Source organism: Serratia sp. N21D137 (assembly GCF_047530005.1).
GTDB classification, from domain to species: domain Bacteria; phylum Pseudomonadota; class Gammaproteobacteria; order Enterobacterales; family Enterobacteriaceae; genus Chania; species Chania fonticola_B.
This window is the reverse complement of record NZ_JBLJAJ010000001.1, coordinates 264,763-283,660: the sequence shown is the minus strand read 5'-3', so window position 1 is coordinate 283,660 and position 18,898 is coordinate 264,763. Positions and strand designations below refer to the sequence as shown.

The window sequence follows — 18,898 nt, the reverse complement described above, 5'->3', positions numbered from 1 at the left end:
CAGATAAACCCCAATAGGGAGCCAATCATAACATTAACCTGTTTAGAGAGGCTGTGAGGTGAGGGGCAGATGCGGGATTATTGGATAAAAAACGGAGCGCGGCAAATGCCGGGCCCCGTTATTCGGTAGCTCAAAGCTGGAGCAGGTTATCTGCTAGCCGTTGGCCGAGTGGTGCTGGAACCGTCAACATAGGCATCTTGCGCCGCTGTTGGGGGGGCTACCACATCTGGCGCGGTGGAGATTGGCTTGCCTAGTGTTCCGTTCAGCATCATCAGATCGTTTTCGTTCAGCGTGCCGAGCGCCGATTTGATGTTCAGCTGGTTGATCAGGTAAGAATAACGCGCATTGGAAAGCTGTTGCTTGGCGTTATACAGCGTGGTTGTCGCATCCAGCACGTCAACGATGGTACGGGTACCCACTTCGTAACCGGCTTCGGTCGCATCCAGAGAACTCTGGGCAGAAACCACCGCTTGTTTATAAGCGCTGATGCTGCTGATGGACGCAGAAACGTTGTTGAAGGAGGAACGCACGGTTTGCACCACGCTGCGGTGGGCGCTTTCCAACTGCTCACTGGCACCGACGAAGTTGTACTGCGCCTGTTCTACCCGCGAGTTGGTTACGCCGCCGTTGTACAGCGGCACGCTAACGCTGATGCCGACCTGGTTCTGGCCATTAATCGAGTCGTTGCCACTGGTCCCTGTGTTAGCTCTGGAACCGCTGTATTTGGAATTGGTGATCCCGGTAGAAGCATTTAAATCAACCGTTGGCATATAGCCGGTTTGTGCCGATTTGATCTGCTCACGGGCCAGATCCTGGTTCAGGCGGGCAGACAGCAGGCTCAGGTTGCGGCTTTCCGCTTCTTTCAACAGGCTGTTGACGGCATCCGGGCGCTTGGTGCTGAACTTGTTGGTATCCAGCGAGGCCAGTTCCGGGTAGAAGGTGCCGGTAATTTGGCGTAACGATTCTACCGCGTTATCCAGGTTGTTACGGGCAGTCACTTCGTTGGCCAGCACGGTATCGTAGTTGGCACGGGCGTTCTGCACGTCGGTAATGGCAACCAGGCCCACGTTAAAACGTTGGGTGGTCTGATCCAGGGTACGGTAGACCGCTTGTTTATTCGCCTGGGTATAGGACAGGGCGTCGATCGCCTGCAGTACGTTGAAATAGGCGGTGGCCGTATCCAGGATCAATTTCTGGGATGACGTCTGGAAAGTGACGTCGGTAATACCGGCGGTCTTTTCCTGCAGCGTCAGCGCGCGCCATTTGGACATATCAAAGATAGTCTGGGTCAGCGCGAGCGAGCCTTGGGTGGTATTGCTGTTAAGCCCATTGGCATCGCGGAAGCCGTTGTTATAGGTATAACCAGCAGATAAGCCAAGCTGCGGCAGCAACGGGCTGCGTGCTTCGTTGATTTTTTCAAACGCCGCATCACGATCGGCAGCGGTTTTACGCAGATCCGGGTTACTTTCCCTGGCCTGTTTGTAAACCTGCAACAGGTTCTCTGCCTGGCTCATGGTGCTGAAGCCTGCGAGGCTCAGACCAATAAGAAGGGGGAGCAGTTTCTTCATTTGCATTCCTTGTTGTGCAGCAATATTGCTATGTTAGCGCTGACGATAGACGAATAGTTGCCAATTCTAGCAGAGTCTGCCGAGCGCTGAGGGTGGCTTAATGTGCCATCTCACAGAACTTTTACCTTGGTGTACGCTACGTTTACTGACACTGGGCTATTTGCATCGGCGCTACCTGATATCATGGTTCACAATCTAACACAAAGCGGGTGAAGATAATCCCGCCGTTTCTGTCATCAAATCCCTTTATTTTGCCGGCATAATCACACAGGAGAATTCGTAGATGAACCGCTCGCAACCTTCACCCGTTACTTTCGACAAAAATGATGTAGAAATTATTGCACGAGAGACGCGATACCGTGGTTTTTTTTCACTCGACTTATATCGCTTTCGCCATCGTCTGTTCAACGGTGAGATGAGCGGTGAGGTCACTCGCGAGGTTTTTGAGCGCGGTCATGCGGCGGTGTTGCTACCCTATGATCCCATCAGGGACGAAGTGGTGCTGGTTGAACAACTGCGGATCCCGGCCATCGATAGCTCAGCTTCCCCTTGGCTGCTGGAAATGGTTGCGGGTATGATCGAAACGGGAGAAAGCGTTGAGGACGTGTGCCGCCGCGAAGCGTTGGAAGAGGCTGGCGTGGTGGTCGGGCGCTGCAAGCCGGTGCTGAGCTATCTGGCCAGCCCTGGTGGCACCAGCGAACGTCTGTCTATTATGGTCGGTGAGGTTGATGCCCTGACGGCCGAAGGGATCCACGGATTGCCCGAAGAGCATGAAGATATCCGTGTCCACGTGGTCAGCCGCGAACAGGCTTACCGCTGGGTTGAAGAAGGCGCGATTGATAATGCCGCATCAGTGATTGCATTGCAGTGGCTGGCGTTGCACCATGAATCGCTTAAAGCAGAATGGGCCAACTAAATGCAAAAGCGCTATACCCCTGACTTCCCCGAAATGATGAGATTGTGTGAAACCAACTTCGCGCAATTGCGGCGTTTGATGCCGCGTAACGACGAAGTTGATGAAACCGTCACTTATCAGGTGAATGGCGCCCATTATCGTCTGACTATTGTTGAATCTACCCGTTACACCACGCTGGTGCAGATTGAACAGACTGCGCCTGCGGTCAGCTACTGGAGCCTGCCCGCGATGACGGTGCGGCTGTACCACGACGCGATGGTTGCGGAAGTGTGTTCCAGTCAGCAGATCTATCGGTTTAAAGCGCGTTATGATTATCCGAACAAAAAGTTGCATCAACGCGACGAAAAGCATCAAATTAACCAGTTTCTTGCTGATTGGTTGCGCTACTGTTTAGCGCATGGAGCAATGGCGGTTCCGGCTTGTTAGGTCGACGGAGATAACAAAGGACACCATTTGGAAAGCCTGTTTAGACTGCCCGTGGCGAGTGGGGCCAAGGTCAGGATCTTACAAATAACAGATACCCACCTGTTTGCTGGCAAGAGTGAGACCTTGCTCGGCATCAATACCTATGCCAGCTATCACGCGGTGTTGGATGCGGTGATCGCGCAGCAGCGTGAGTGCGACCTGATCGTGGCAACCGGCGATCTGGCGCAGGATCACTCCCAGGCGGCATACCGGCACTTTGCCGATGGTATCACCCGTTTGCCCGCGCCCTGTGTCTGGCTGCCGGGGAACCACGATTTTCAGCCTGCGATGGTAGATGCGTTGGCCGCAGCCGGTATCTCACCTTCCAAGCAGGTGCTGCTGGGGGACAACTGGCAGGTGTTATTGCTGGATAGCCAGGTGTTTGGCGTGCCGCACGGCGAGCTGAGTGAATACCAGCTGGAGTGGATGGAACGTTGTCTGGAAGCTCATCCAGAGCGCTACACGCTGCTGTTACTGCATCATCATCCGTTGCCTTCCGGCTGCACCTGGCTGGATCAACACAGTCTGCGTAACCCGCATACGCTGGCGGCCGTGCTGTGGCGCTATCCGAAAGTGAATACCCTGCTGTGCGGGCATATCCACCAGGAATTGGATCTGGGCTGGCACGGGCGTCGGCTGTTGGCTACGCCGTCCACCTGCGTACAATTCAAGCCGCACTGCACCAATTTTACCATCGACGACGTTTCCCCAGGTTGGCGCTATCTTGACCTGTTGCCGGATGGCCGGGTGGAAACCCAGGTATTCCGGCTGGAAAACGATGACTTCCGCCCCGACATGGATTCGGACGGCTACTGATGCCTTCAACCTTACTTTACCTGCACGGTTTCAACAGCTCGCCGCTTTCGGCCAAGGCCACGGCTTTCAAAGCCTGGCTGGCGGAACATCATCCCCATATCGACATGCTGGTACCGCAGTTGCCGCCTTACCCGGCGGAGGCGGCGGAAATGCTGGAAGATTTGGTGATGGCGCGGGCAGGCCAGACGATGGGCGTGGTAGGCTCCTCGTTGGGCGGTTATTATGCCACCTGGTTATCGCAGTGTTTTGCGTTGCCAGCGGTAGTGGTAAACCCTGCGGTGAAGCCGTATGAGCTGCTGATCGACTATCTGGGAAGCAACGAGAACCCCTACACCGGGCAGCAATATGTGTTAGAGTCACGCCACGTTTATGATCTGAAAGTGATGCAGGTCGATCCCTTGGAGTCGCCGGATTTAATCTGGTTGCTACAGCAAACGGGCGATGAAATTCTCGATTACGGTCAGGCAGTGGCTTATTACACCGCCTGCCGGCAAACGGTGGAGTCGGGCGGAAACCACGCTTTCGTCGGTTTCGAGCACTACTTCCCCCAGATTGTGGATTTTTTAGGGCTATGACGCCGCAGCAACTTCAGCTATCACAGATATACTGAACAGGCAGCGGGCGATTTCGGCACCTTCCCTCAACCACGAAAAAATAATCAACGATGACTCAATCCAGCTATAACGCTGATGCCATTGAAGTACTCAGCGGTCTAGAACCAGTGCGCCGTCGTCCCGGTATGTATACCGACACGACGCGTCCGAACCACCTCGGTCAAGAGGTGATAGATAACAGCGTCGATGAAGCGTTGGCGGGCCATGCCAAGCGTATCGACGTGATCCTGCACGCCGATCAGTCGCTGGAAGTGATCGACGACGGCCGCGGCATGCCAGTGGATATCCACCCTGAAGAAGGCGTACCGGCGGTTGAGTTGATCATGTGTCGTCTGCACGCGGGCGGTAAATTCTCCAACAAGAACTACCAGTTCTCCGGCGGCCTGCACGGCGTGGGGATTTCGGTGGTTAACGCCCTGTCCAAACGGGTGGAAGTCAACGTCAAGCGCGACGGTAACGTCTATAGCATCGCTTTTGAGAACGGCGACAAGGTGCAGGATTTGGCGGTGACCGGTAGCTGCGGCAAACGCAACACCGGCACCAGCATTCACTTCTGGCCTGACGAGCAGTTCTTCGACAGCCCGCGCTTCTCGGTTTCCCGTCTGTCACACCTGCTGAAAGCCAAAGCGGTGCTGTGCCCCGGCGTTGAAATCTACTTTATCGACAAGCTGAACAATACCGAGCAGCGCTGGTGCTACCAGGACGGCCTGACTGATTACCTGATGGAAGCGGTGAACGGCCTGATCACCCTGCCGGAAAAGGCGTTTGTCGGCAATTTTGCCGGTGATACCGAAGCGGTGGACTGGGCGCTGCTGTGGCTGCCGGAGGGCGGGGAACTGCTGACGGAGAGCTACGTCAACCTGATCCCCACCATGCAGGGCGGCACGCACGTCAACGGCCTGCGCCAAGGGCTGCTGGATGCGATGCGCGAGTTCTGTGAATTCCGCAATATCCTGCCGCGCGGCGTGAAGCTGTCTGCGGAAGATATCTGGGATCGCTGTGCCTACGTGTTGTCGGTGAAAATGCAGGATCCGCAATTCGCGGGCCAGACCAAAGAGCGGCTCTCTTCCCGTCAGTGCGCGGCGTTTGTTTCCGGCGTGGTGAAAGATGCCTTCAGCCTGTGGCTGAATCAGAACGTCCAGGCGGCCGAGCAACTGGCCGAACTGGCGATCTCCAGCGCTCAACGTCGCCTGCGTGCGGCGAAGAAGGTGGTGCGTAAGAAGCTGACCAGCGGGCCTGCGTTACCGGGCAAGCTGGCGGACTGCACCTCGCAGGACCTGAGCATGACCGAACTGTTCCTGGTGGAAGGGGACTCGGCGGGCGGCTCGGCCAAGCAGGCGCGCGATCGCGAATATCAGGCGATCATGCCGCTGAAGGGCAAGATCCTCAATACCTGGGAAGTTTCCTCAGACGAAGTGCTGGCTTCGCAGGAAGTGCATGATATCTCGGTAGCGATCGGCATCGATCCCGACAGCGAAGATCTCAGCCAACTGCGTTACGGCAAAATCTGTATCCTAGCGGATGCGGACTCCGACGGCCTGCATATCGCCACGCTGCTGTGTGCGCTGTTTGTTCGCCACTTCCGTTCGCTGGTAAAGGGTGGCCATGTGCACGTTGCGATGCCACCGCTATACCGTATCGACCTGGGTAAAGAAGTCTATTACGCCCTCGACGAGGAAGAGAAAGCCGGCGTGCTGGAGCAGTTGAAGCGTAAGAAGGGCAAGCCGAACGTACAGCGCTTTAAAGGATTGGGTGAGATGAACCCGCTGCAACTGCGTGAAACGACGCTCGATCCCAACACTCGCCGTCTGGTGCAGTTGACCATCGATGACGAGAATACCGATCAAACCATGGCCATTATGGACATGCTGTTGGCGAAGAAGCGTTCGGAAGACCGCCGCAACTGGCTGCAAGACAAGGGCGATACCGCCGAGCTTTCAGTCTGATGCCTGTGGGGCCGCAACCGCGGCCCCAAGTTTTTACATTGTGCCATCCCTGGCGCACTGCGTGCTGCGCCCGATAACCCAGGGCGGAATGCATGAAAATTACCCTCGAAGAACTCTTGGCCTATACCTCCGTAATCGATAGCGGCTCTATCACCGCCGCCGCCGAGCAGCTTGGCCAAACCACCTCTGGCATCAGCCGGGCGCTGAGCCGTCTGGAAAAAAAACTCGATACCACCTTACTGCGCCGCACCACACGTCGTCTGGAATTGACCGAAGAGGGGCAGAGCTTTCTGGCCCATGCGCGGGAAATTATCAACTCGGTGGAACATGCCGAAGAGCAGATGGCGTTACGCCGTCTGAACCCGGCGGGCAGGCTGCGCGTCAACGCTGCCGCGCCCTTTATGGAACATGTGATCGTGCCGCTGGTCGCCGGTTTCCGCCAACGTTTCCCACAGATTGAGCTGGAGCTGAACACCGATAACCTGATTATCGATCTGTTGGAGAAGCGCACCGATATTGCCATTCGTATTGGCGCATTGCGAGACTCCACCATTCACGCGCGCCTGCTGGGGGCCAGCCGGTTACGCATCCTTGCCAGCCCGTACTATATTGCCTGCTTTGGAGCACCGCAGAGTGTCGAAGAGCTTAACCACCATAGCCTGCTGGGCTTTACGCAGCCCGAGTCGCTCAATCTGTGGCCGTTGCGCCATCGGCAGGCGGAGCGCTTTGCCATTACCCCAACGCTATCGGCCTCCAGCGGCGAAACGCTGCGGCAACTGGCGCTACGCGGGGAAGGGATTGCCCAATTGGCCGATTTTATGACGCGGGAAGATCAGCGGGAAGGGCGTCTGGTTCAGCTGCTGGCGGCCGAAACGTTGGATGTCCGCCAGCCGATTAACGCGGTGTATTATCGCAATGCCCAGTTGGCCGCACGGATCACCTGTTTTCTGGACTATGTCAGCGCGCATATCACCGATGCACAGATGTGAGTCAGGCGTTATCCAGCACGTAAATGGTTGTGTCCAGCACGCTGTCCCTGATGATTTCACGGTGCTTGAGCATGTGATCCATCTGCAGGTGCTGTTCCAGATGCGCCTGACTCTGCCACTTCTCCAACATAAAGATGGAATCCGGCGAACGCTTCTGCCACGGTGCCTGGGTGTCGGCGTCGATCATTGGCTGATAGCCGCCGCAGCCTTCTTCCGCCAACACCGCTGGCAACAGCTTTTCAATCGCTTGTAATACGCTTTCACGATGACCCGGTCTGGTTCTGATTTCTGCAATTACGGTGATCATGACGGCCTCACTGGTTAACGGTATGATTTATAAAACCCATCACAGTTAAGCAAACACTTCGCCCAGATGTGCGCGCAAACGTGCGATATCGCTGGCGATATCCGGTTGTTTAATCACATCGTTACAGATAAAGGTCGGCAGTGCTTCCATTCCGAGGAACTGGTTGGCCTTGTGGAAGTGCAGATAAACGCCGTCTACGCCCACGCCGTGGAAGAACTGGTCAGGGTCGGTAAAGGCTTCCAACGGGGCATTCCAGGTCAGGCTCAGCATGTAGGTCTTGCCTTGGATCAGCCCGCCAGAACCGTATTTTTTGCTGGCATCGGAACGGGTGCGGCCGTCGCTGGCATACAGGCTGCCGTGGCCAGCGGTGAACACTTCGTCGAGGTATTTTTTCAGGATCCAGGGCTCGCCCATCCACCAGCCTGGCATCTGGTAAATCACCGTATCGGCCCACAGGTATTTCTGCACTTCGGCGTCGATATCATAGCCGTCATCGACTACGGTGACCTGTACATCGTGCTTGGCATCGCGCAGGAAACTTTCCGCTACGTCGCTCAGGGTCTGGTTCAACTCACCGTTGGAGTGGCCGAATTGCTTCTTGGCGTTAATAATCAGGATGTTGCTCATGGATACTGGGTTCCTGTCAGAATGTAGAATGTGATGGCCGTAAGGCATATCGTTGAAACGGAGTGTAATCCTTCTTGCAGCAGGGAAAAATGCGATCTAGCGCACAACAGTGTTGACTGTGAGTCAAGAAAGGCAGCCACTGATGGCAAAATTTCGCATAAACCGGGGAGATCGCCAGCATCAATGGCCGATCCACGCAGCATCTGTGACAGCCACCCCGCAGATGAGTTACTATCGCGGGCAGAATCGACCCTTTGTCGTCTGAGGATATCTGAGTAATGAGCGAACTGACTCATGACGGTGTTGAGCGTCTACCGCTGCACACATTCACTGAAAACGCCTATCTGAACTATTCCATGTACGTCATCATGGATCGGGCGCTGCCGTATATCGGCGATGGTTTAAAGCCGGTACAGCGCCGCATTATCTATGCCATGTCGGAGCTGGGGCTTAGCAACAACGCCAAATTCAAAAAATCTGCCCGTACCGTCGGTGACGTATTGGGTAAATATCATCCGCATGGCGATAGCGCCTGTTATGAAGCTATGGTGCTGATGGCGCAACCCTTCTCTTACCGCTACCCGCTGGTAGATGGCCAAGGGAACTGGGGGGCACCGGATGACCCTAAATCTTTCGCCGCGATGCGTTATACCGAATCGCGCCTGTCGAAATGCGCCGAAGTGCTGCTGGGCGAGCTGGGCCAGGGCACCACGGATTGGGTGCCCAACTTCGACGGCACCATGCAAGAACCGAAGATGCTGCCTGCACGCCTGCCGAACATCCTGCTCAACGGGACAACCGGTATCGCGGTAGGGATGGCAACGGATATTCCACCGCATAACGTGCGTGAAATTGCCGCCGCGGCAGTAGCCCTGATCGACAAACCAGGCTCATCGCTCGACGATTTGCTGGAGTTTGTGCAGGGGCCGGACTTCCCGACGGAAGCGGAAATTATTACCCCGCGCGAAGAGATCCGCAAAATTTACCAGAATGGCCGTGGCTCGGTACGCATGCGTGCCATCTGGAAGAAAGAAGACGGCAGCGCGGTGATCACCGCCTTGCCGCACCAGGTTTCCGGTGCCAAAGTGCTGGAGCAAATCGCCAGTCAGATGCGTGCTAAAAAGCTGCCGATGGTGGAAGACCTGCGCGATGAGTCCGACCACGAGAACCCGACCCGTCTGGTGATCGTACCGCGCTCGAACCGTATCGATCTGGAACAGGTGATGAACCATCTGTTTGCCACCACCGATCTGGAACGCAGCTACCGCATCAACATGAACATGATCGGTCTGGACAACCGCCCGCAGGTCAAAGGGCTGGTGGAGATCCTTGCCGAATGGCTGGTTTTCCGCCGGGATACGGTGCGCCGCCGCCTGAATTATCGCCTGGAAAAAGTGCTCAAACGGCTGCACATTCTGGAAGGTTTGCTGGTTGCGTTCCTCAATATCGACGAAGTGATCCACATCATTCGCAGCGAAGATGAGCCGAAGCCGGTGTTGATGCAGCGGTTTGGCCTCTCCGATACCCAGGCCGAAGCGATCCTCGAGCTGAAGCTGCGCCATTTGGCCAAGCTGGAAGAAGTGAAGATCCGTGGCGAGCAGGATGAGCTGGCAAAAGAGCGCGATCATCTGCAGGCGCTGCTGGCTTCCGAGCGCAAGCTGAACAACCTGATCAAGAAAGAGATCCAGGCCGATGCGCAGGCTTATGGCGACGATCGTCGTTCGCCGTTGACCGAACGTGAAGAAGCCAAGGCCATGAGCGAGCACGATTTTGTGCCTTCAGAGCCGGTGACGATTGTGCTGTCGCAAATGGGCTGGGTGCGTAGCGCCAAGGGCCACGATATCGATCCGAGCGGCCTGAGCTACAAGGCCGGAGATAGCTTCCTTGCCGCCGCGCGCGGTAAGACTAACCAGCCGGTGGTGTTCATCGACTCAACTGGCCGCAGCTATGCGCTCGATCCGCTGACGTTGCCTTCGGCACGTGGCCAGGGTGAACCGTTAACCGGTAAGCTGACGCCACCGCCAGGTGCCACCATCGAGCAGGTGCTGATGGCTGCGGACGATCAGAAACTGCTGATGGCTTCCGATGCTGGCTACGGCTTCGTGTGTACCTTTAACGATCTGGTTGCACGTAACCGCGCCGGTAAGGTGATGATCACCCTGCCGGACAACGCCAAGGCACTGCCGCCGATGGAAATTCACGGCAGCGACGATATGCTGCTGTCTATCAGCACCGCTGGCCGCATGCTGATGTTCCCGGTCGCCGATCTGCCACAGCTGTCGAAGGGCAAGGGCAACAAGATTATCTCGATACCGTCGGCGCAGGCTGCCAGTGGGGAAGATAAACTGGCCTGGCTGTTCGTACTGCCGCCGCAGACCTCGATCACCCTGCACGTAGGCAAGCGCAAGCTGAAACTGCGCCCGGAAGATCTGCAGAAATTCCGCGCCGAGCGTGGCCGTAAGGGCACGTTGTTGCCACGTGGCCTGCAGCGTATCGATCGGGTTGAGGTGGATATGCCAGAGCGCGAATCGTTGGGTGATAGCGAAGAGTAAAGCGGTGATATACCCTGCTTGGGCGCAATAAACTGCGCCCAAGCGATCGCAGGTATTCTTACGTAGGGGCGCTGCATGCTGCGCCCGTACCCGTTCAGGGCTTTTTTATCCTGATCTTTTTTTTTAAGTGAGTTAATTTTTCCGGCTATAAATTTATTGTGCCGATCGCTGGCTGGCGGGAAAATAGAGAACTTAGAAGCGCCGCGCGTTCTTCAGCCTGCGCTCCTCATACAAAAAGAAATCTTCCCTGCCGTTCAGCGGCCGGGTTGGCAGTGTGCTAATGAGGTTGTTATGTTATTGATATTACGTGCGATCATTGTCACGGTCTATTGCCTGTTGGTGAGTTTTTTCGGTTCGCTTTACTGCTTGTTCAGCCCGCGTAACCCCCGCCATGTAGCGACCTTTGGCCATCTGTTCGGCCGCCTGTCGACAGTGTTCGGCATCAAGGTTGAACTCCGTAAGCCTACTGGCGCGGACAACAACGGCAAATGTATTTACATTGCCAACCATCAGAACAACTACGACATGGTGACGGTTTCTAATGCGGTACAGCCACGCACCGTGACCGTGGGCAAAAAAAGCCTGGTGTGGATCCCGTTTTTCGGCCAGCTTTACTGGTTGACCGGTAACCTGCTGATTGACCGGGATAACCGCGCTAAAGCCCATGGCACCATTGCTCAGGTAGTAGATGCCTTCAAGAAACAGGACATCTCGATCTGGATGTTCCCGGAAGGAACCCGCAGCCGTGGCCGTGGTTTACTGCCGTTTAAAACCGGTGCGTTCCACGCGGCGATCGCTGCCGGTGTGCCGATTGTGCCGATCTGTGTTTCTTCTACCGACAAGATCAAGCTGAACCGTTGGAACAACGGCCATGTGATTGTGGAGATGCTGGAACCTGTCGATACCAGTCATTACAGTAAAGAACAGGTGCGTGAGCTGGCGGCCCATTGCCGCGAGCTGATGAAGGCGAAGATTGACCAGTTGGATGCGGAAGTCGCCAAGCTAGACGCCGCCAAAAAATAATAGAACGCAGTTAGCTATTTTCATGCGGCCTCATGCCGTTTATGCCCCGCTTTAGCGGAGCTTTGCACACGGTTTAGCTTTGTTTTCATGGAGAAGATATGTCACTCAGTCGACGTCAGTTTATTCAGGCATCGGGCTTGGCGCTATGCGCAGGAACCGTGCCGCTGAGGGCCGAAGCGAGCGGGATGCCAACTCCGTTACCGATCCCGCCACTGCTGGAATCCCGCCGTGGCCAGCCGCTGTTTTTAACCCTGCAACGTGCCCATTGGGCCTTTATGGACAACCGTAAAGCATCCGTCTGGGGCGTCAACGGCATGTATCTGGGGCCGACGGTGCGGGTCTACAACGGTGACGACGTTAAACTGATCTACAGCAACCGCCTGCCCGAGCCGGTATCGATGACCATCAGCGGGTTGCAGGTGCCAGGTACCCTGATGGGCGGTGCGCCGCGCATGATGTCGCCCAACGTTGATTGGTCGCCGGTGATCCCTATTCGGCAGGCGGCGGCTACTTGCTGGTATCACGCCAACACGCCGAACCGTATGGCACCACATGTGTACAACGGCTTGGCTGGCCTATGGCTGGTCGAGGATGAAATCAGTAAAAACCTGCCGCTGCCTAACCATTACGGCGTCGATGATTTCCCGCTGATCATTCAGGACAAGCGCCTGGATAACTTCGGTACGCCTGAATACGATCCTCCGGCGCAGGGGGGCTTTATTGGCGATACGCTGTTGGTCAACGGCGTGCAGAACCCGTTTATCGAAGTCTCACGTGGCTGGGTTCGCCTGCGCCTGCTGAACGCCTCGAACTCACGGCGCTATTCGTTGCAGTTGAGCGACGGGCGGCCGATCAACGTGATCGCCAGCGATCAGGGATTCTTGCCTGCACCGGTTGCGGTACAACAACTTTCTCTGGCTCCAGGTGAGCGCCGCGAAGTGCTGATCGACATGTCGCAGGGGGCCGAAGTGACCCTCACCGCCGGTGAAGCAGCAGGGATCATGGATCGTTTGCGCGGTCTGTTTGAACCTTCCAGCATGCTGGTTTCCACCCAGGTACTGACGTTGAAACCGACGGGCCTGTTGCCGTTGGTCACCGACAATCTGCCAATGCGCCTGCTGGCGGATCAACTGCTGGATGGTAACGTCAGCCGCTCGCGTGAATTCCGTCTGGGAGACAAGATGGCCGGCATCAACGGGGCCATCTGGGATATGAACCGCATCGACGTACAAACGATGCAGGGCACCTGGGAGCGTTGGACCATTCATGCCGATACACCGCAGGCGTTCCACATTCAGGGCGTGCAGTTCCTGGTGAAACGCGTCAATGGCGCGCAGCCGATGGCGGAAGATCGCGGCTGGAAGGATACCGTCTGGGTCGACGGTGACGTGGAGCTGCTGGTGTACTTCAACCAGGTTTCCTCGGAGCACTTCCCGTTCCTGTTCTACAGCCAGACGTTGGAAATGGCCGATCGCGGTTCGACCGGCCAGTTTGTGGTCCAGGCTTCCGCTTAAACAGCCCCGGGCGTTCGCAGCATTTTCAGGAACGCCTTCACCACCGGTGTGGCACTTTCGGCGTGGTAGATCGCATACAGATCCGCCGAAGGGGCCGCCTGCAACGGGCAGAAACGCACGCCGGGCCACGGTATGCGCCCGTAGCTATCCGGCAGTAACGTAATGCCAAAGCCTTCCGCCACCAGCGCCATCAAGGTTTGCGGTTCATTGACCTGATGGACGATGTCTGGCGCAAAGCCATGTTGCAAACACAGGTTGTGCAGATACAGCCCCAGGCTGGCCTCGTTGGGCGGCAGCACGATAAATTTGTCATGCTTCAGGGCGGGGAGTTGGATTTCCTCCCCCGTTGCCAGTGGATGCCCCTCCGGCAGCACCACCGAGATCTTCTCCCGCGCTAATAATTGACAGGCCAGCCCCGGCAGCGCCTGTTGTTTTGCCTCACGCCAGACCCCGATATCGATATGCCGCTTCTGCAATGAGACGATTTGCTGGCTGGGCGTTTGTTCATTCAAGGTCCAGGTGACTTTCTCTTCCTGCCCGGTAAAGCGTTTCAGTGCTGGGATCAAACCGCCCCAGACCGAGGTGCCTACCATGCCAATCACCATATGGCCGGCCTCGCCACGGCCCAGTTGCTGCACCTGATTGAGCGCATTGCCCGCCTGATCGAGCAACGTTTCGACGTTATGGAACAGCGTACGGCCAGCCTGCGTCAGCGCCATGGAGCGGGTAGTGCGTTTGAACAGTTCCACCCCCAACTGGTTTTCCAGCTCTTTGATATGTTTGCTGAGCGGCGGTTGGGACATGTTCAGCCGCTGTGCGGCCTGGGTAAAGTTCATCTCCTCTGCCACTACGCGGAAATAGTGCAGCAGGCGAAAGTTGATCCGGCTAGGGTCGGGTAGTGGCTTTTTCATGGTTGTTCGGGCCTCCCGATGCAGGGTATTTATAGGTAAACGGAATAAATCAGCGGGCAACAATGTATTGGTCGCCACCCGCCGTCGCTCTCTACTATGGGAATTAAATTATCCCCCTACAGAAGAGAATACTATGTTTAATCAAGACGATGCTTTTTCTTGTGCCGATGTGCTGCGGACCAGACTACCAGGCTTTCAACCCCGCGCCGCACTGATTCTGGGATCGGGACTGGGGGCGCTGGCAGACGTAATGACCGACGCCGTAACCATCGACTATACCGAATTACCAGGTTTCCCGGTGAGCGGCGTAGTGGGCCACGCAGGGCAATTAGTGGCGGGCTGGCTGGAAGGCGTGCCGGTACTGTGCATGAAAGGGCGCGGGCATTTCTATGAGGGCCGTGGCATGCAGGTGATGACCACTGCCGTGCGTACCTTCAAACTGCTGGGCTGCGAATTCCTGTTGGCGACCAATGCTGCTGGCTCACTGCGTAAATCGGTCGCCCCGGGTAGCCTGGTGGCGCTGACCGACCACATCAACTTTATGCCGGAATCCCCGCTGGTGGGGGCCAACGACGAGCGTTTTGGTCCACGCTTCTTCAGCCTGGCTAACGCCTACGATCGTGACCTGCGTGCGCAGCTGGCGGCCGTAGCGGCCAAGGCCGGTATCCCATTGGCTGAAGGGGTGTTTGCCGCCTACACCGGCCCGAACTTCGAAACCCCGGCCGAGATCCGCATGATGCAGACGCTGGGCTGCGACGTGGTGGGGATGTCGATCGTGCCAGAAGTGCTTTCGGCCCGGCACTGCGGCCTGAAGGTGCTGGTGGTCTCGGCGATGACCAACTATGCCGAAGGGTTATCCGATACGCCGCTTTCCCATGAGCAGACGCTGAGCTGCGCTGCGCTGGCGGCAGACGACTTTATGCGCCTGATCCGTGAGTTCTTCAAAACGCTGTAATTCTTATTTCCATCCGACTACCCCGCGGCAAGCCCTACCTTGCCGCGTAAATCACAACAATAGGTGATGGTAATGGCAATAAAAACACGATTGAAGGTGATGATTTTTTTCCAGTTCTTTATCTGGGGCGCCTGGTTGGTGACGTTGGGATCCTACATGATCAACACCCTGCACTTCAGCGGGGCGCAGGTAGGCATGGTGTACAGTTCGAAAGGGATCGCCGCGCTGATCATGCCAAGCCTGGCGGGGATCATTGCCGATCGCTGGATCAAGGCCAACCGTCTGTATGGCCTTTGTCATCTGCTGGGGGCGGTGGCGTTGTACTACGCCGCACAGGTCGATCAGCCGATGGTGATGTTCTGGGTCATGCTGTTCAACGCGATGGTCTATATGCCCACCATGGCGCTTTCCAACGCCATTTCTTACTTCTGTCTGGAAAAGCACGGTTTTGATACGGTCAAGGATTTCCCACCGGTGCGGGTTTATGGCACCGTGGGCTTTATTCTGGCGATGTGGTTGATCAGCTTTAGCCGCATTGAATTGAGCAATATGCAGCTGTATCTGGCTTCCGCGGTGTCGCTGCTATTGGCAGTCTACTCCCTGACGCTGCCAAATTGCCCGACCAACAAGGTAAAACGCTCGCAAAGCTGGGTCAGCCTGTTGGGGCTGGATGCGTTCGTGTTATTCAAGCAAAAGCGCATGGCGGTATTCTTCCTGTTTGCCATGTTGCTGGGGGCGGCGCTGCAAATCACCAATACCTTCGGCAACCCGTTCCTGCACGATTTCTCTCTTAACCCGCTGTATCAGGACAGCCTGAGCGTGCGCTATCCTTCGGTGCTGCTCTCCCTGTCGCAAATCTCTGAGGTGTTTTTCATCCTCACCATCCCGTTCTTCCTGCGTAGATACGGCATCAAGCAGGTGATGCTAATCAGCATGGCGGCCTGGACGCTGCGTTTCCTGTTCCTGGCCTACGGTACGCCTGCCGGGTTCGGCTTCCTGCTGCTCCTGCTTTCAATGATCGTTTACGGCTGCGCGTTTGATTTCTTCAATATTTCCGGTGCCATCTTTGTGGAGAAAGAGACCGACCACCGCATTCGTGCCAGCGCTCAGGGGCTGTTTATGACCATGGTTAACGGTGCAGGGGCTTACGTTGGAGCCATTGCCAGCGGCGAGGTTGTGGACTTCTTCACCCATAACGGGGTGAAAGATTGGCAGAGTATCTGGCTGGTTTTTGCCGCCTATACGCTGGTGCTGGGGGTGATTTTTGCCCTGTCTTTCAACTACCAACATCGGCCGGAAGAGATGAACGGCGAGCTACAGAAGGCGCATTAAGGTAAAACACAGGGGCTGAGTTCAGCCCCTGTGATATCAGGCAGGAAAACGCTGTTGCAGCTGTTGCCAGTCTGGTGCTCCGGATGCACCACGGCTGGCCACCACGCAGGCGGCCACGCGGTTGGCAAGATCGACGGCTTGTACCAGCGGCAGGCCAGCGGAAAGCCCGGCTAGCACACCCGCGCAGTGGGCATCCCCCGCACCGATGGTATCGACGACGTCAACCGGGTAAACGGGCACATGCTGCGGCTCATTGCGGCCATCGCAGACCCAGGCACCGTCACGATCCAACCGGCAGATCAGGGTAATGTTATGCGCTGTGGCATAACGTTGCGCAGCGCTGACAGCATCACCTTCCCCACACAAGATCGCAACTTCATCGCGGTTGAGGGTGAGCAAGGTGTGGCTGTCGCTAAGCATGGCGAAAAACTCTTCACCCAGTTGACCGACGCGTGGGCCGGGATCCAGCAGCCGCCATTGATCGAACGGCAAGCGGGTAAGCCAGTCGCGCAGTGCTTCACCAGGTTCCCCCACCAGTTCATAGCCGTTGGCATAGACCACCGTTTCCGGCGTTAGCGGTAGGGTAGCCAGCTGCGCCTTATTCCAATGGGCTTCACAACCGGTCACGGTAACAAAAGTACGTTCACCGTTGGGTTCCACCAACGCCAGGCACCACCCATTATCTAACTGGCCATGGCGTAACAGCACCGGCAAATCCAGCTCCTGCATGGCGGCTTCGATGGCCGCTCCCCAGTCTCCGTTGCCCACCGGCATACCGTTAATCATGGGGACACCCAGGCGGCGTAGTGCCCGCGCTACGTTGAAGGCACAACCGCCAATCTGCCGCTCTTGCGGCTGCGCTTCGATATCTTCACCGCTGACCGGCAGCTTTGGCAGCGTGAGGACCACGTCTCCCACGGCTCCGCCTACCACCAGAATAGGTTTTACTGCGACAAATTCACTCATTGATGTCCTTTGTTGCTTGCCAGATAGAGGCCATAGGCAACCAGGCTGACCAGGAAGGAAACGAACAGCCCCAGGCTGGAATCAGCGAACAGGCCTTTTGCCAATGGGCCATCGATAAAGCCGGTTTTGGTCACCAGCAGCCCGCACAAGGCGCCGAGGAACCAGCAGAATAGTGGCACCTTACGCACGCCGCGGTTCTGGCCGTTCAGGCCGTACAGGGCATTACCGTCGTAACCATGATGACGGCGCACTTTAGCATAATCGAGAATGAAAATGGCTTCCCAGGCGGCAAGGAATACCCCGCAGAACACCAGGAAAGAGATAAATGGCCCCATAAAGTCGCCAGAGATAAACAGCACATAGATGGCGATGCCAAGGATGACCACGGCGTCAATGGAGACGGCCAGAGACTGTTTCACCTTCACGCCTAGCGTTAGCAGGTTAAGGCTGGCGGAGTAGAGACTGAGCACGGCAATAGTGACGATACCGGCGGTCGCAGCCAGCAGATAAGGGATAGCCATCCACTTTGGCAGCACCGAACCGATTAACGCAATCGGGTTGGCGGCGCTGGCCAGATCCGGCAGCTGTACCGAAAGCAGAATGCCGGTGAACATTAGCAGGATCAGGGGCAGGCAGGCACCGCCCACCACGGCGGCAAAGATGCTTTTATCTGAAGATTCTGGGCTTTGATAACGGCTGTAATCGGCCCCGGCAATGGCCCAACTGATCCCGGTACCGGCGGCGATCACCGAAACGGCGGGCAGGAAGCCGGTCAGCCAACTGCCGGAAGGCAGTGACAGCACTTTGCCCCATTCGGTGGTGAAGACGATATATAGCACCACAATCAGCGTCATGGTGCCGAATATCCGGCTGAACCAGCTCTGCATCCAGACTACCGTGTTCTGGCCCAGCAGGCTGACTACGATGGTCAAGCCACCAAACAGCAACAGGCTGAAAGCGGTAAGGGAGTGGCTTTCACTCAGGCCTATGGCCTGGAACAGCGCGGCCAGGGTGAGCGTGCCGGTGATGACGTTCACCGCTTCCCAACCCATCAGGTTGATCCAACTGAAGGTGGTGGGCGCGATGTTGCCCTTCAGACCAAAAATCACCCGCGATAAGGTCAAAGTAGACGTGCGGCCACGTTTCCCGGCGAAGCTGGTGTAGCCTACCAAAGCAAAACTGGCTACGCCGACCAATGCGGCCAGGATTGACTGGATAAAGGACAGGCCGAACGCGACAATAATTGCCCCGTACACCACGCCGAGAATACCGATGTTGGCGGCAGACCATATCCAGAACAGCTCGAGCGGTTTACCGGTCTGCTCTGCATCCGGCACGCGATCGATCCCCGTGCTTTCTACTTTCCATGTCTCACTGCGGTTGATTTCACTCATGGT

General features: G+C 56.6%; 17 protein-coding genes. 11 read left to right on the top strand and 6 right to left on the bottom strand.

Annotation, left to right across the window (positions count from 1 at the left end):
* Window positions 1-146: 146 nt before the first annotated feature.
* Window positions 147-1,568, bottom strand: coding sequence for an outer membrane channel protein TolC (gene tolC / locus ACMV5H_RS01200; RefSeq protein ID WP_037376203.1), 1,422 nt, complete (start codon window positions 1,566-1,568; stop codon window positions 147-149).
* Between the two features lie 283 nt (window positions 1,569-1,851).
* On the opposite strand from tolC, the gene nudF reads away from it, so the two are divergent.
* The 6 genes from nudF (at window position 1,852) to ACMV5H_RS01170 (ending at window position 7,314) form a co-directional block, all read left to right on the top strand.
* Window positions 1,852-2,484: an ADP-ribose diphosphatase gene (gene nudF, locus ACMV5H_RS01195; RefSeq protein ID WP_021806860.1), complete on the top strand. Its 633-nt coding sequence runs from the start codon at window positions 1,852-1,854 to the stop codon at window positions 2,482-2,484.
* Window positions 2,485-2,910 carry a DUF1249 family protein gene (locus ACMV5H_RS01190; protein ID WP_021179514.1) on the top strand — a complete coding sequence of 142 codons (426 nt, stop codon included), beginning with the start codon at window positions 2,485-2,487 and terminating at the stop codon, window positions 2,908-2,910.
* A 27-nt stretch (window positions 2,911-2,937) separates the two neighbouring features.
* Window positions 2,938-3,765, top strand: a complete 828-nt coding sequence (cpdA, locus tag ACMV5H_RS01185) for a 3',5'-cyclic-AMP phosphodiesterase (protein ID WP_021806859.1) — start codon at window positions 2,938-2,940, stop codon at window positions 3,763-3,765.
* Window positions 3,765-4,340: an esterase YqiA gene (yqiA, locus tag ACMV5H_RS01180; RefSeq protein WP_021806858.1), complete on the top strand. Its 576-nt coding sequence runs from the start codon at window positions 3,765-3,767 to the stop codon at window positions 4,338-4,340. The genes cpdA and yqiA overlap by 1 nt, the downstream gene beginning before the upstream one ends.
* Window positions 4,341-4,429: 89 nt before the next feature.
* A complete protein-coding gene (gene parE, locus ACMV5H_RS01175; RefSeq protein WP_021179517.1) occupies window positions 4,430-6,325 on the top strand; it encodes a DNA topoisomerase IV subunit B in 1,896 nt (631 codons plus the stop codon).
* Window positions 6,326-6,417: 92 nt separating this feature from the next.
* On the top strand, window positions 6,418-7,314 hold the full coding sequence (locus ACMV5H_RS01170; protein ID WP_414821331.1) for a LysR substrate-binding domain-containing protein: 897 nt from the start codon (window positions 6,418-6,420) through the stop codon (window positions 7,312-7,314).
* A 1-nt stretch (window position 7,315) separates the two neighbouring features.
* Here the strand turns inward: ACMV5H_RS01170 and ACMV5H_RS01165 are convergent, their stop codons facing one another.
* Both ACMV5H_RS01165 and ACMV5H_RS01160 read right to left on the bottom strand, forming a co-directional pair.
* Window positions 7,316-7,621, bottom strand: a complete 306-nt coding sequence (locus ACMV5H_RS01165; protein ID WP_414821330.1) for a putative quinol monooxygenase — start codon at window positions 7,619-7,621, stop codon at window positions 7,316-7,318.
* A gap of 45 nt (window positions 7,622-7,666) precedes the next feature.
* Window positions 7,667-8,248, bottom strand: coding sequence for an NAD(P)H-dependent oxidoreductase (locus ACMV5H_RS01160; protein ID WP_059201833.1), 582 nt, complete (start codon window positions 8,246-8,248; stop codon window positions 7,667-7,669).
* A gap of 278 nt (window positions 8,249-8,526) precedes the next feature.
* On the opposite strand from ACMV5H_RS01160, the gene parC reads away from it, so the two are divergent.
* From parC to ftsP, 3 genes are all read left to right on the top strand, one after another.
* On the top strand, window positions 8,527-10,800 hold the full coding sequence (gene parC, locus ACMV5H_RS01155) for a DNA topoisomerase IV subunit A (protein WP_414821329.1): 2,274 nt from the start codon (window positions 8,527-8,529) through the stop codon (window positions 10,798-10,800).
* 291 nt (window positions 10,801-11,091) lie between these two features.
* Window positions 11,092-11,823, top strand: a complete 732-nt coding sequence (locus ACMV5H_RS01150; protein ID WP_021806853.1) for a 1-acylglycerol-3-phosphate O-acyltransferase — start codon at window positions 11,092-11,094, stop codon at window positions 11,821-11,823.
* A gap of 98 nt (window positions 11,824-11,921) precedes the next feature.
* Window positions 11,922-13,337 (top strand): cell division protein FtsP, encoded by a 1,416-nt coding sequence (ftsP, locus tag ACMV5H_RS01145; RefSeq protein WP_021179523.1) that lies wholly within the window; start codon window positions 11,922-11,924, stop codon window positions 13,335-13,337.
* On the opposite strand, the gene ACMV5H_RS01140 is transcribed toward ftsP, so the two are convergent.
* Window positions 13,334-14,248, bottom strand: a complete 915-nt coding sequence (locus ACMV5H_RS01140; protein WP_021179524.1) for a LysR family transcriptional regulator — start codon at window positions 14,246-14,248, stop codon at window positions 13,334-13,336. The genes ftsP and ACMV5H_RS01140 overlap by 4 nt on opposite strands.
* A gap of 133 nt (window positions 14,249-14,381) precedes the next feature.
* Here ACMV5H_RS01140 and xapA point away from each other — a divergent pair, with 133 nt between their 5' ends.
* Together xapA and ACMV5H_RS01130 are read left to right on the top strand one after the other, a co-directional pair.
* On the top strand, window positions 14,382-15,203 hold the full coding sequence (xapA, locus tag ACMV5H_RS01135; RefSeq protein ID WP_024529143.1) for a xanthosine phosphorylase: 822 nt from the start codon (window positions 14,382-14,384) through the stop codon (window positions 15,201-15,203).
* Window positions 15,204-15,275: 72 nt separating this feature from the next.
* A complete protein-coding gene (locus ACMV5H_RS01130) occupies window positions 15,276-16,535 on the top strand; it encodes a nucleoside permease (protein WP_414821328.1) in 1,260 nt (419 codons plus the stop codon).
* Between the two features lie 36 nt (window positions 16,536-16,571).
* Here the strand turns inward: ACMV5H_RS01130 and ACMV5H_RS01125 are convergent, their stop codons facing one another.
* The gene (locus tag ACMV5H_RS01125; RefSeq protein ID WP_414821327.1) at window positions 16,572-17,501 is read right to left on the bottom strand and encodes a PfkB family carbohydrate kinase; all 930 of its coding nucleotides are present in this window, start codon (window positions 17,499-17,501) and stop codon (window positions 16,572-16,574) included.
* Complete coding sequence (locus ACMV5H_RS01120) at window positions 17,498-18,895, bottom strand: purine-cytosine permease family protein (RefSeq protein ID WP_021806848.1); 1,398 nt, start codon at window positions 18,893-18,895, stop codon at window positions 17,498-17,500. Before ACMV5H_RS01120 ends, ACMV5H_RS01125 begins: the two co-directional genes overlap by 4 nt.
* Window positions 18,896-18,898 lie beyond the last annotated feature (3 nt).

Coding starts and splice junctions, on each gene's coding strand:
- tolC (WP_037376203.1), bottom strand. CDS start 1,568: ATGAAGAAACTGCTCCCCCTTCTTATTGGTCTGAGCCTCGCAGGCTTC.
- nudF (WP_021806860.1), top strand. CDS start 1,852: ATGAACCGCTCGCAACCTTCACCCGTTACTTTCGACAAAAATGATGTA.
- ACMV5H_RS01190 (WP_021179514.1), top strand. CDS start 2,485: ATGCAAAAGCGCTATACCCCTGACTTCCCCGAAATGATGAGATTGTGT.
- yqiA (WP_021806858.1), top strand. CDS start 3,765: ATGCCTTCAACCTTACTTTACCTGCACGGTTTCAACAGCTCGCCGCTT.
- parE (WP_021179517.1), top strand. CDS start 4,430: ATGACTCAATCCAGCTATAACGCTGATGCCATTGAAGTACTCAGCGGT.
- ACMV5H_RS01170 (WP_414821331.1), top strand. CDS start 6,418: ATGAAAATTACCCTCGAAGAACTCTTGGCCTATACCTCCGTAATCGAT.
- ACMV5H_RS01165 (WP_414821330.1), bottom strand. CDS start 7,621: ATGATCACCGTAATTGCAGAAATCAGAACCAGACCGGGTCATCGTGAA.
- ACMV5H_RS01160 (WP_059201833.1), bottom strand. CDS start 8,248: ATGAGCAACATCCTGATTATTAACGCCAAGAAGCAATTCGGCCACTCC.
- parC (WP_414821329.1), top strand. CDS start 8,527: ATGAGCGAACTGACTCATGACGGTGTTGAGCGTCTACCGCTGCACACA.
- ACMV5H_RS01150 (WP_021806853.1), top strand. CDS start 11,092: ATGTTATTGATATTACGTGCGATCATTGTCACGGTCTATTGCCTGTTG.
- ftsP (WP_021179523.1), top strand. CDS start 11,922: ATGTCACTCAGTCGACGTCAGTTTATTCAGGCATCGGGCTTGGCGCTA.
- ACMV5H_RS01140 (WP_021179524.1), bottom strand. CDS start 14,248: ATGAAAAAGCCACTACCCGACCCTAGCCGGATCAACTTTCGCCTGCTG.
- xapA (WP_024529143.1), top strand. CDS start 14,382: ATGTTTAATCAAGACGATGCTTTTTCTTGTGCCGATGTGCTGCGGACC.
- ACMV5H_RS01130 (WP_414821328.1), top strand. CDS start 15,276: ATGGCAATAAAAACACGATTGAAGGTGATGATTTTTTTCCAGTTCTTT.
- ACMV5H_RS01125 (WP_414821327.1), bottom strand. CDS start 17,501: ATGAGTGAATTTGTCGCAGTAAAACCTATTCTGGTGGTAGGCGGAGCC.
- ACMV5H_RS01120 (WP_021806848.1), bottom strand. CDS start 18,895: ATGAGTGAAATCAACCGCAGTGAGACATGGAAAGTAGAAAGCACGGGG.